The following is a 12,286-nucleotide window of genomic DNA, read 5'->3' on the forward strand; positions in this document are numbered from 1 at the left end:
CCGACACATTGCATGCAACCGGAAGCTGCCTGAGCGCAGTCGCGGGAGACCTGCCGGACATCAACGCTTCGTCGGCTTTCAGGCCTCCTTCAAGCGCGATGGTGCCCGATCGGATAAGCCGGCCATTCGTGGCTTTGAACAGCGCTCGCATCTCGTTACCGTGGACACGTTGTAGAAGCGTGTCATTGGCACTTAAATTGGTGAAGCTCTCAAAGCTGAACCAGACATCGGGCTTGTCCGCGATAACAAAGGACGAGTTAATTTCCTCATCGCCGGATGCCTTTCCCTTCAAAAAGCCMCCGAAAAAGCATGCACCTGGCTCGCCTGGCACCACGTCATCGGGACGTCCTTGAAGCCGCGCTATCAGGTCGAATGCAATACGCGCCTTTTCAGGAAGATCGTTTTGAACCGGCAACTGCTCCAACGGCACAACGTCACGCACGAACGAATGAGTAAAGTCTAAAGCTTCAAGTCTCAACGTAAGCTGATATCCATCGTCCCACTTGTAAGCCTCGATTATTCGGGTAGCGTCGCTCGATGATCCATAGTCGCCTAGCGACACAAAATACTGCGTTCGTTTAACGTTCGGTACTTCTCCATAGTCATAGAGAAACCGAAATCCCATTACGCTTTTCGTACCCGTCATCTTGGCCGCGCGCTCTTCCACGGCGGTGTTGAATTCTTCCAATGTCATAGCCTGAGCTTGTACGCTCGCATCACCAAACTTGGCCGTCCCAGCGGGCAAAAAAACTGCGGGCATATCGATCACATACCGTCCTACGCAGCGCGTCTTCATATCCATGGTCATTTCATTCACCCGCTTCTTCTCCTGTTCCGTGAGAGGCGCAGCGCGTCCGCACGCGCTGGCTAACAAGACAAAGCCAACAATCAACGCAGTTACTTTCACGCCGTGTATTCCATGTTGGCCGTACCTTTGANGTCATTTCATTCACCCGCTTCTTCTCCTGTTCCGTGAGAGGCGCAGCGCGTCCGCACGCGCTGGCTAACAAGACAAAGCCAACAATCAACGCAGTTACTTTCACGCCGTGTATTCCATGTTGGCCGTACCTTTGACTTTGCTTACGAGTTTGGTAATGGCCCACAGTGTGAAGAGTTGCGGCGGACGCGGACGGGGCAAAGGGTTATATGCGCCTTCATGCTCCACGCCTTGAAAAGCAACACAGGCTTTCACATATGGCGCTGGCGCATAACCTGACCTTACCGGCACGGTTCCGTCGCCGCTTTCGCGCGCGGGCTGAATCTGGAATGATTTTTGAACTGAAACGACACCAAGCTTGCCTGCAGCCAGATCGATAATGCCGGTTCGAGTGTCGTTCAAAGGACGCGCACTCATCACGTTGTATTTGTGGTCATTCAAGTAGGCCGGATACTGCAAGCGTTTCCATACTACGTCGCCCCAAGTTTTGTACGTTTGATCGTCACCATAAAATGCATAAGAATCTGCGTGGTACTTGTTAGCGATGGCGTTATGAAACGGTATTACAGCGTTTGCGATCAATGCGGCGAACGATTTCCAATCTTGATCGACTGTTTTTTTAAGTGTGTCGAGCGGATTAATAATTTGTTCGTCTATCAATCCCCACCACTCCTCGCGTTTTAAGTAGATCTCCTGATAAGGATTGCCGTGTTGCGGCAGAGACACCAATTGATTGCCGTCGCTTATCCTGAGCCATCCATTGCCATAGTCGGCACTGGGCAACAATTGCAAGGCACCCGGCGATTGCGCAAACACAGCGGTGATTTCTTTAGCTGTTGCGCCGAGTACATGCCTTGCGATTTCGCCTACGACGGTGCCGTCAGATTCCCAACCCGCCTTGACGCGCTTGTAAGCGGTCGCAGACCCGGTTGCTGGCATCACGCCATGTACGATGCCAAAAATTTTGTCCTTGTATCCAAGCGCTTCCGAACAGTGACGCGCGACAAGTCCGCCCATGGAATGAGTAACGAGAATGACCTTTTCACAGTGATACGTTTCACGGTACTCGCCTATGATTCTGTCAATTTCGTTCGCCAGATGTTTAGACGCTTCTTCGTTCGACCTTAGCCAGTTGTAGCCGACCGCGTGAACCGGCATCTGATACCGGTACGACAAGCTGACCTCTTCTTCAGTCAGCGCGCTTAGGCCTGGCGCAACCGAACCCTGCTTGAGGCTACAGCGCAACCCGTCTCGGCCGTAACTGTTTTCTGCAGTGCAGTCGTCCAAAGCGTTTTGAAGCCACACAAGCCAGTTGCCGTAACTTTTTTTTGCGACTGTGCCCCAGCCGCGGGCTTTCTTTGTGGCGGTGGAAAGCGAGGTGCCGACAGGCAATTCCCCCCCGTCAAAGACCATCGTGCTTGCGGGGTTTAAGCTTCGCTTGCGATAAGTAGCGGATTTCGGGGCCCAACCCGCCATGGCTTCCGGGCTGTTTACGACCCAAACCGGGTCCTCTTGCAAGTTTTGCAAATTGCTCCCCATTATCCCGGGGACAAAGATCACTGGAATGATCCGGTCGGGAACCATATAGCAGACAGCGATGCTGTCATCGGACGGTGACGTGACAGAGGTGTAGTAGACCGATCCGTTGTCACGAACTACGCCCGGAATTCTTCGTTCAATAGTGGCCAAAAGACCACGCTCCAGAAAGCCCTACAGGTTTCGTTCAAAGGCTGGCGGCACTGACAAAGCTGCACTACCTGTCGGCGCCAGCATGGCTTTATTGGTTCGGATCACGGTATAGGTTCAGGAGCGTTTCAGGACATTGCCCTCGCGAACGTAGCGGGGCAAATGCCCCCGACGTTTCAGGCGGAACAATCGACTCGATCGTTGCAAAAACCTATGGAGTTGTGAATCATCGGCTAGCTTTGAGCGAAGGAGCAAGCAACGGGACGAGTGGGACACGATATTTCGGAGTTATCTGAGATGCTTGGCGCTGGGTCGGGACGGCTTATCGCTGACATTTAGGGGAGGATTGAAACGGATCAACCGCGGCGATTACCGCCTTCGACCTTGATCCGGGGACACACGTCGGACGATGTCCTGCCAGTGCGCACATTGCCAATTTTTGAATACATCGCCGGTCCTCATTCCCCGAATTACCCTACTTTCCCCACCCTGATCAGCCGATGGTCACGCGCCTCTTTTCGCAATAATCGCTTCACTGGATCAGATCGTCAGGTCTTCATCGAAGACCGGCTGGACCGGAGTGCAGCAACGTGGCCGAAGAAAGCGATCTCGAAAAGACCGAATCAGCAACTCCCAAGCGCCTCGAAAAGGCGCGGGAGGAAGGCCAGGTCGCGCGCTCGCGGGAATTGGCGTCGTTTGCGCTGTTGTCGGCGGGATTCTTCGGCATCTGGGGCATGTCCGGACCCATCAACCAACACCTGCAATCCATCCTGCGCGGCGCGTTCACGTTCAATCACAACACCGTTCTCGATACAAACCAGATGCTGATCGGCGCGGCCGCCGCGAGCAAAGAGGGTTTCTTTGCGCTGTTTCCAGTGCTTGCGTTGACTGGGCTCGCCGCCGTCATCGCGCCCATGGCTCTCGGCGGCTGGCTGCTCACTACCAAACCGCTCTCGCCGAATTTCGGCCGGCTCAATCCCATCAGCGGACTCGGCAAGATCTTTTCGTCGCAAGGGCCTATCGCGCTCGGCATGTCGATCCTGAAAACGCTCGTGGTCGGCGGTCTGGCCGGATGGGCGATCTGGCATCGCAAGGAAGAAGTGCTTGGCCTCGTGACGAAACCGCTGAGTCTCGCGCTCGCCGATGCCATGCATCTGATCGTGGTCTGCTGCGGCATGGCGATCGCGGGCTTGTTCCTGGTCGCCGCGCTCGATGTCCCCTATCAGCTCTGGACGCACGCTAAAAAGCTGCGCATGAGCAAAGAGGAAGTGAAGCGCGAACATCGTGAAAGCGACGGCGATCCGCACGTCAAGGGCCGCATCCGCGCGCAACAACGTGCAGCCGCGCGGCGCCGGATGATGACCGCGATCCCGACGGCCGATGTCATCGTTACGAACCCGACGCACTTTGCCGTCGCGCTCAAATATGCCGATGGCGAAATGCGCGCGCCAAAAGTTGTCGCGAAGGGTGTGAACCTGGTCGCCGCACGCATCCGCGAACTCGGGCGCGAGCACAACATTCCGCTGCTCGAAGCGCCGCCGCTCGCACGGGCGCTTTATCACAACGTCGAGATCAATCGCGAGATTCCGGGCGCGCTCTACGGCGCGGTCGCGCAAGTGCTGGCGTGGGTTTATCAGCTGCGCAAATTCAAGGAAGACGGCGGCGAACGGCCGGAAGAACCGGACAACCTCGACGTCCCGCCGGAACTCGATAAAGGCAGTGTCCCCGAATCCGAAGCCGATCAGGAAGCCGCAGAAGCGCTGGCCGACGAAGCCGCTAAAAACGAATCAGCAAAAGGAAGCAAAGCATGAACGCGCGCGCCGGATTTTTCTCGAAGCGCCCTGAGGCGTTGGGAACGCAGAATCTGAGAGCACTGGCCGGACCGGTGCTGATCTGCATGATTCTCGGCATGATGATCTTGCCGTTGCCGGCATTTTTGCTCGACCTGTTGTTCACGTTCAACATCGCGCTCTCCGTGATGGTGCTGCTTGTCAGCATGTACACGCAAAAGCCGCTCGATTTCGCCGCGTTCCCCGCCGTGCTGCTGTTCTCCACGTTGCTGCGTTTGTCGCTGAACGTGGCATCGACGCGAATCGTCTTACTCGAAGGCCATACCGGTCCCGACGCCGCCGGCCAGGTCATCGAATCGTTCGGCCACTTTCTCGTCGGCGGCAACTTCGCGGTCGGGATCGTAGTGTTCGTGATCCTGATGATCATCAACTTCATGGTGATCACGAAGGGCGCGGGGCGGATCGCGGAAGTCGGCGCGCGCTTTACGCTCGATGCAATGCCAGGCAAGCAGATGGCAATCGATGCCGACCTGAACGCCGGTCTTATCAACGAAGATCAGGCAAGAAAACGCCGCGTGCAGGTTGCGCAGGAAGCCGAGTTCTACGGCTCGATGGACGGCGCGAGCAAGTTCGTGCGCGGCGATGCGATCGCCGGTTTGCTGATCATGGTGATCAACATCGTGGGCGGGTTGATTGTCGGGATGTTGCAGCACGACATGGACTTCGCGCACGCGGCCACGAACTACACGTTGCTGACCATCGGCGATGGTCTCGTGGCGCAGATTCCGTCGCTGATCATTTCGACGGCAGCCGGCGTGATCGTGTCGCGTGTGGCGACCGAAGAGGACATTGGCACGCAGTTGACCGGGCAGTTGTTCAGCAATCCGCGCGTGTTGATGATCACGGGCGTGATCATCGGCATCATGGGTTTGATTCCGGGCATGCCGCACTTCGCGTTCCTGTTGCTTGGCGGCGGCCTCGTCTACGCAGCGCGCACGATGAACCAGCGCGCGCAGGCGAAGAAGAAAGCGGCGGCCGTGACCGATCTCGTCGCGCCGACGGCCACGCCCGTCGAAAACAGCGAAGCAAGCTGGGACGACGTCGCGATGATCGATCCGCTCGGGCTTGAAGTGGGATATCGGCTGATTCCGCTCGTCGATCGCAATACCGATGGCGAGCTGCTCAAGCGCATCAAGGGCATCCGGAAGAAGTTCGCGCAGGAGATCGGTTTCCTGCCGCCGGTAATTCATATTCGCGACAACCTCGAATTGCGGCCGAATGGCTACCGGATCGCGCTGAAGGGCGTGGAAGTCGGCGTGGGCGAGGCGTTTCCGGGGCAATGGCTCGCGATCAATCCCGGGCAAGTCACCGCGACGTTGCCGGGCAGTCCGACGCAAGATCCGGCGTTTGGTTTGCCGGCTGTTTGGATCGATACGAATTTGCGCGAGCAGGCGCAGGTTTATGGTTATACGGTCGTTGACGCCAGCACGGTTGTCGCGACGCATTTGAATCATCTGGTCGTGACGCACGCCGCCGAATTGCTTGGGCGGCAGGAAGTTCAGGCGTTGCTGGAACGCGTTGGCAAGGACACGCCGACGTTGATCGATGATCTGGTGCCGAAGGTCATGGCGCTGACCACGCTGCAAAAGGTGCTGCAGAACTTGCTGGAAGAAGGCGTGCCTATTCGCGATATGCGCACGATTATCGATGCGTTGCAGGAGCATGCACCCAAGATCTCCGATGCCCACGATCTGACCGCGGCCGTTCGTTTGGCGCTTGGCCGCGCGATTACGCAGCAGTGGTATCCGGGGAGTGGCGAATTGCAGGTGATGGGGCTGGATCCATCGCTTGAGCGGGTGTTGTCGCAGGCTTTATCGACGGGGGCGAATCCCGGGCTCGAGCCGGGGTTGGCGCAGACGCTTTTGAACTCGACGCAGAACGCGATCATGCGTCAGCAGAATATTGGTCTTCCGCCGGTTTTGCTTGTGCAGCATTCGTTGCGGGCGATGCTGGCGAGGTTTCTGCGCAGGAGTTTGCCGCAGTTGAAGGTGTTGTCGTATGCCGAGGTTCCGGATACGCGTGGGATCAAGGTGGTGAATTTGATTGGAGGGTAGGTTTGGCTAGCGCCGAGGGGGGCGATGGCGATTGGGGGTTCGTAGCGGTCGGGGTCGGTGATGGGTTGTTGCTGTTTAGGTCTTCGCGAGGTCTGTCTTAGCTGTTCTCTTTATCACTATTAGCCACTGTGCGTGGCGAGCTTCATTTCACATGGTTTGACGCTGACGCTCGGGCGAGTGTCTTGTGGCGGTCGGGGTTTTATGCCGGGTTGTTGCTGCCTGGGCCTTCGCGGGTTCTGTCCTAGCTAATTTCTCTATCACCGTTAGCCACTGTCCGTGGCGGGACTTCATTTCTTTGTCCAACGGCGACAAAGAAACGAAGCAAAGAAAACGCCTCTCAACCGCTAATTCTTAAGTGTCAAGCACCCTCAGCGCATAACCACGTCCTCCTGAAACCCTCCCCTTCCGGCAACAGATACCCACACGCTTCGCCGCCAGTGTCGGAATCCATCAATACGGGAACCCGTCCAACGCATAACGAAGGGGCGGCCCCATAACAGGCCAAAGCATTTTGAACTGCAGACTTCGCCACCGGTACTCGCGGCCTTCCATTTGGGCGCCAGCGCGCAGCGCGGAGGCTTGGTTAGTGGATTCCCACACTGGTGGCGAAGCGTGTGGGTATCCGCGAACGGAGGGGGAGGGTTTCAAGTGTTCGGGGTTATGCGCTGAGGGTGCTTCTTGCGTGCCACACAGTTGAAACCGCACGCTGTGGACACTTAAGAATTAGCGGTTGGGAGGCGTTTTCTTTGCTTCGTTTCTTTGTCGCCGTTGGACAAAGAAATGAAGTCCCGCCACGGACGTGGACACTTAAGAATTAGCGGTTGGGAGGCGTTTTCTTTGCTTCGTTTCTTTGTCGCCGTTGGACAAAGAAATGAAGTCCCGCCACGGACAGTGGCTAATAGTGATAAAGAGAACCGCCAAGACAGAACCTGCGAAGGCCTAAAGAGCAGCAACCCAGCCCAAACCCCGACCACAAAACCCAAAACCCCCGACCAAGCGCCAGCGCGAAAACCCCGCCTAGCGTCAGCACCCCGCCCAAGCGTAAGCTACGAGATCAAAACCTCGCTCGCGAACCTTCCGGGAGATCCCATCGAATGGCTTCTGCTGTCACCGCTTCCCATCCCCTGCCCACAACCGGCGCGCGGCTCGTCGTCGACGCCCTGCTGACCCACGGCGTCGATCGCGTCTTCTGCGTCCCGGGCGAAAGCTTCCTCGCCATCCTCGATTCCCTCCACGATGAAACCAGCCACATCCAGACCATCGTCTGCCGCCACGAAGCCGCCGCGGCAAACATGGCCGAAGCCGTCGGCAAACTGACCGGCCGCCCCGGCATCGCACTCGTCACTCGCGGTCCGGGCGCCACGCACGCGTCCATCGGCGTCCATACGGCCTTCCAGGACTCCACGCCGATGATCCTGCTCATCGGCCAGTGCGCGCGCGAACACATGGATCGAGAGGCATTCCAGGAGATCGACTACCGGCGCATGTTCGGGCAAATGGCGAAATGGGTCGCGCAAATCGATGACCCCAGGCGCATTCCCGAATACCTCAGCCACGCATTTCACACGGCGACGTCCGGCCGTCCAGGTCCGGTCGTGCTTGCGTTGCCCGAAGACGTGCTCAGCGACGCATGCGAAGCCGTTCCCGGCGCGCCGCGTTATCAGCGCGTTGCCGCAGCGCCCGCGCCCGCACAGATCGAGCGCGTGCGCGAGCTGCTGGCGGCATCGAAGAAACCATTCGTGATTGCCGGCGGCAGCGGTTGGACCGAAGAAGCCACGGCCGATTTCGCGCGCTTCGCCGAGACGTGGCAATTGCCGGTCGGCTGCGCGTTCCGCTTCCAGGACACGCTCGATAACAACCATCCGAACTACGCGGGCGACGTCGGCCTCGGCATCAATCCGGCGCTCGCCGCGCGCATCCGCGACGCCGATCTGCTGCTCGTGCTCGGACCGCGAATGGGTGAATCGACGACAGGCGGCTACACGCTCCTCGATATCCCGAAGACAAAGCAGACGCTGATCCACGTTCATCAAGGCGCAGAGGAACTCGGGCGCGTGTATTCGGCGGATTTGCCGATCGTATCGGGCATGCCGGAAATGGCGGCGGCGCTGGCCGCGTTGCAACCGCCGGCGAACGTGGCGTGGAGTGGCGCAATCGAAGAAGCGCACGATGCCTATCTCGCGTGGCGAGAACCCCGTCCCATGCTCGGCGATGTCCAGCTCGGCGAGATCATGGAGCAACTCAGCGCGCGCCTTCCCGCCGATTCCATCGTGACGAACGGTGCGGGAAATTACGCGACTTGGCTGCACAGGCACTACGCGTATCGCCATTTCAGGTCGCAAGTTGCGCCGACCAGCGGCGCGATGGGTTACGGCGTGCCCGCAGCGATTGCGGCGAAGTCGTTGTACCCGGAGCGCGTGGTCGTGGCGTTCGCCGGCGACGGCTGTTTCATGATGTCGAGCCAGGAACTGGCGACGGCCATGCAATACCAGCTCGCGGTGATATTCGTGGTCGTGAACAACCAGCAATACGGCACGATCCGCATGCATCAGGAACGGCATTATCCGAATCGCGTGCATGGAACCGCGCTCACGAATCCCGACTTCGCGGCCTACGCGCGCGCGTTCGGCGCACATGGCGAGCTCGTCGAAACCACCGCGCAATTCATGCCGGCATTCGAGCGCGCCTTGAAAAGCGGGCTGCCATCGGTGATAGAAATCAGGATTCCGCAAGATGCGAGCACGCCTGCCGCGACGCTCGATCAAGTCCGTCAGCAAGGAGAAAAGTTGCGGCAGAAGTGAAAAACCAAACAAGACTGAAGGAGACAAAAAATCATGGCATCGCAAGCATTTTTGCAGGCACGAGACTTCCTGCTGCGTCATCGCGACGACTACGAAACCGCGTACAGGGACTTTGCGTGGCCGGAACTCGCGGAGTTCAACTGGGCGCTCGACTGGTTCGATGAATACGCGCGCAGCAACCTGAACCCGGCGCTCTGGGTCGTGGAAGAAAACGGCGACGAGACCAAGCTGTCGTACGCGGAGTTATCGGCGAGATCGAATCAGCTTGCGAACTGGCTGAGGCAGCAAGGCGTAGCGCGCGGCGACCGGATCTTGCTGATGCTGCCGAACCAGCCCGCGCTCTGGGAAACCATGCTCGCGGCCATGAAACTCGGCGCCGTCACCATTCCCGCGACCATGTTGCTGACGCCGGCGGACATAGCCGATCGCATCACGCGCGGCGATGTGAAGCACGTGATCGTGGCGTCGAATGAAACGTCGAAATTCGATGCCATCGATAAAACCAAAACCCGCATCGCGGTTGCGATTCCAACGAGCGCGCCGTTGCCCGAAGGCTGGCTGAATTTCGCCGATGCCTTCAACGAAAGTCCATCGTTCGAACCCGAAGGCCGGACGCTCGCAACCGATCCGCTTCTGCTGTATTTCACGAGCGGCACCACAAGCCGGCCGAAGCTCGTCTTGCATAGCCATCAAAGTTATCCGGTCGGACATCTCTCGACCATGTACTGGATCGGTTTGAAACCCGGCGACGTTCACCTGAACATCAGCTCGCCCGGCTGGGCGAAACACGCGTGGAGCTGCGTGTTCGCGCCATGGAACGCGGGCGCGACGGTGTTCATCCACAACACGCCGCGCTTCAGCGCAAAGTCCACGCTCGAGGCGCTGGTCAAGCATCAGATCACGACGCTCTGCGCGCCGCCGACCGTCTGGCGAATGATGATCCAGGAGGATTTATCGGCGTATAAGGTCCATTTGCGCGAGGTCGTGGGCGCGGGCGAACCGCTGAATCCGGAGATCATCGACCGCGTCAAGAAGGCCTGGAATCTCCCGTTACGCGATGGTTTCGGCCAGACCGAAACCACGGCACAAATTGCAAATTCACCCGGCCAGCCGATGAAACCCGGATCGATGGGACGTCCATTGCCAGGTTACAAGATCACACTCCTCGATCACGACGACAACCCCGCGCCGGAAGGCGAGCTCGCGCTGATCCTCGACCCGAAACCGCTCGGCTTGATGGACGGCTACGTGGACGACCCGTCGAAGACGCAGGACGCCATGCGCGGCGGGCATTATCGAACGGGCGATGTTGCCTCCATCGACTCCGATGGTTACTTCACTTACGTTGGCCGTGCCGACGACGTTTTCAAAGCCGCCGATTACCGCATCAGCCCGTTTGAACTGGAAAGCGTGTTGATTGAACATCCGGCGGTGGGCGAAGCGGCCGTGGTGCCGAGCCCTGATCCGCTGCGGTTGTCGGTACCGAAGGCGTTCGTCGCATTGCGCAATGGCTACGAACCGACGAAGGAAACCGCTGGCGAGATACTCAAGTTCGCGGCGCAAAAACTCGCGGCCTACAAGCGCATCCGACGCATCGAGTTCTACGAATTGCCGAAAACCATCTCGGGAAAAATTCGTCGCGTGGAACTCAGGAAAACTGAAGAAGCGCGCGGCAGCGACGCACGTCGAGACAACGAATATTGGGAAGACGATTTCGGCGCGTAGCCATTAAAAAACCCCGCAACGCATGACGCGTGCGGGGTTTATCGGAGCACAGAAAACTTACTTTCCGCCCACGCTTTGCAGCGTCGTCCACTTGCCGCCGACGACCTTGTACAGCGTGATGCCGCCGTTCTTCAGGTCGCCCTTCGCGTCGTACGCGAGTTGCTTCGACGTCACGCCAGGCATGTCGGTTTTAGCAAGCATCGGCAGGTACTTGGCCGGATCGGTGGAATTCGCCGTCTTCATTGCCGTGAACATGGCCATTGCGCCGTCGTACGCGTACGGCGAGTACGTTTGCACGTCTTCGTTGAAACGCTTCTTGTACTTCGCAACGTACGCCGCGCCGCCCGGCATTTCGTCCAGCGGCAAGCCAGCCAGCGAGGCCACCGTGCCGTCGGCTGCATCGCCGGCGATCTTCAGGAACGTGTCCGTCTTGACCATCTCGCCTGCCATCAACGGCGCGCGCAGACCCAGCGTCTTCATCTGCTTGACCATTGGGCCGGCTTGCGAATCGGCGCCGCCGTAATACACGAGGTCGGGGTTCATCGACTTGATCTTGGTCAGGATGGCCTTGAAGTCGACGGCTTTGTCGTTGCCATATTCACGATCCACAATCGTCGCGCCGGCAGCTTTCGCGGCCTTTTCGAACTGATCGGCGAGACCTTGGCCGTAAGCCGTGCGGTCATCGACGATCGCGATCTTCTTCACCTTCAGCGTCTTCACCGCGAACTCGCCGGCAACCGATCCTTGCTGCGTGTCGGACGTCATCATGCGGAACGTGGTCTTGTAGCCTTGCGTGGTGTATTCCGGAGCGGTCGCCATCGCGATTTCGGGAATGCCGGCGTTCGCGTAGATGCGCGAAGCGGGAATGGTCGTGCCCGAGTTGAAGTGGCCGAGCATGCCTTTGATGTTGTCATCCACCAGCTTTTGCGCGACGGTCGTGCCGGTGCGCGGGTCGGCCTGGTCATCGGCGGAATCGAGCACGATGCGAACCGGCTTGCCGCCAATCACGGGCTTCGTTGCGTTGAAGTCTTCGACCGCGAGCACGATGCCGTTCTGGAAATCCTTGCCGTAGTGCGCCTGCGCGCCGGTCATCGGACCTGCGAAACCTACTTTTACGTCTTCAGCCGTTTGCGCCTGAGCCGTTGCAGCGACCGACAAACCCGTCACCAACATTGCTGCTGCCAGCTTCTTCATCGTGTAATCCATAAACTCTCCTGATTCCCATGTGAGTGG

Annotated in this window: 7 protein-coding genes; 4 read left to right on the forward strand and 3 right to left on the reverse strand. The window is 58.6% G+C overall.

The window, feature by feature from the left end; genetic code table 11:
• Together ASG35_RS10385 and ASG35_RS10390 are read right to left on the reverse strand one after the other, a co-directional pair.
• A partial coding sequence (locus tag ASG35_RS10385; RefSeq protein ID WP_056356257.1) for a T6SS immunity protein Tli4 family protein occupies positions 1 to 907 on the reverse strand: 907 nt, incomplete at its 3' end.
• Between the two features lie 132 nt (positions 908 to 1,039).
• Entirely contained in the window at positions 1,040 to 2,626 is a 1,587-nt protein-coding gene (locus ASG35_RS10390) for a lipase/acyltransferase domain-containing protein (RefSeq protein ID WP_156393089.1), read from the reverse strand.
• Between the two features lie 587 nt (positions 2,627 to 3,213).
• Here ASG35_RS10390 and flhB point away from each other — a divergent pair.
• From flhB to ASG35_RS10410, 4 genes are all read left to right on the forward strand, one after another.
• On the forward strand, positions 3,214 to 4,434 hold the full coding sequence (flhB, locus tag ASG35_RS10395) for a flagellar biosynthesis protein FlhB (RefSeq protein ID WP_056356261.1): 1,221 nt from the start codon (positions 3,214 to 3,216) through the stop codon (positions 4,432 to 4,434).
• Entirely contained in the window at positions 4,431 to 6,527 is a 2,097-nt protein-coding gene (flhA, locus tag ASG35_RS10400; RefSeq protein WP_056356263.1) for a flagellar biosynthesis protein FlhA, read from the forward strand. Before flhB ends, flhA begins: the two co-directional genes overlap by 4 nt.
• A 1,094-nt stretch (positions 6,528 to 7,621) precedes the next feature.
• Entirely contained in the window at positions 7,622 to 9,328 is a 1,707-nt protein-coding gene (locus tag ASG35_RS10405) for a thiamine pyrophosphate-binding protein (protein ID WP_056356265.1), read from the forward strand.
• Between the two features lie 30 nt (positions 9,329 to 9,358).
• Positions 9,359 to 11,053, forward strand: a complete 1,695-nt coding sequence (locus ASG35_RS10410) for an AMP-binding protein (protein ID WP_327019643.1) — start codon at positions 9,359 to 9,361, stop codon at positions 11,051 to 11,053.
• A 57-nt stretch (positions 11,054 to 11,110) separates the two neighbouring features.
• On the opposite strand, the gene ASG35_RS10415 is transcribed toward ASG35_RS10410, so the two are convergent.
• A complete protein-coding gene (locus ASG35_RS10415) occupies positions 11,111 to 12,259 on the reverse strand; it encodes a branched-chain amino acid ABC transporter substrate-binding protein (protein WP_056356270.1) in 1,149 nt (382 codons plus the stop codon).
• Positions 12,260 to 12,286: the final 27 nt, after the last annotated feature.

This window comes from Burkholderia sp. Leaf177 (assembly GCF_001424345.1).
Classification (GTDB): Bacteria; Pseudomonadota; Gammaproteobacteria; order Burkholderiales; family Burkholderiaceae; genus Caballeronia.

Bases quoted from the DNA above. Each gene is read 5' to 3' on its own strand.
- flhA (WP_056356263.1), top strand. From the start codon at position 4,431: ATGAACGCGCGCGCCGGATTTTTCTCGAAGCGCCCTGAGGCGTTGGGA.
- ASG35_RS10405 (WP_056356265.1), top strand. From the start codon at position 7,622: ATGGCTTCTGCTGTCACCGCTTCCCATCCCCTGCCCACAACCGGCGCG.
- ASG35_RS10415 (WP_056356270.1), bottom strand. From the start codon at position 12,259: ATGGATTACACGATGAAGAAGCTGGCAGCAGCAATGTTGGTGACGGGT.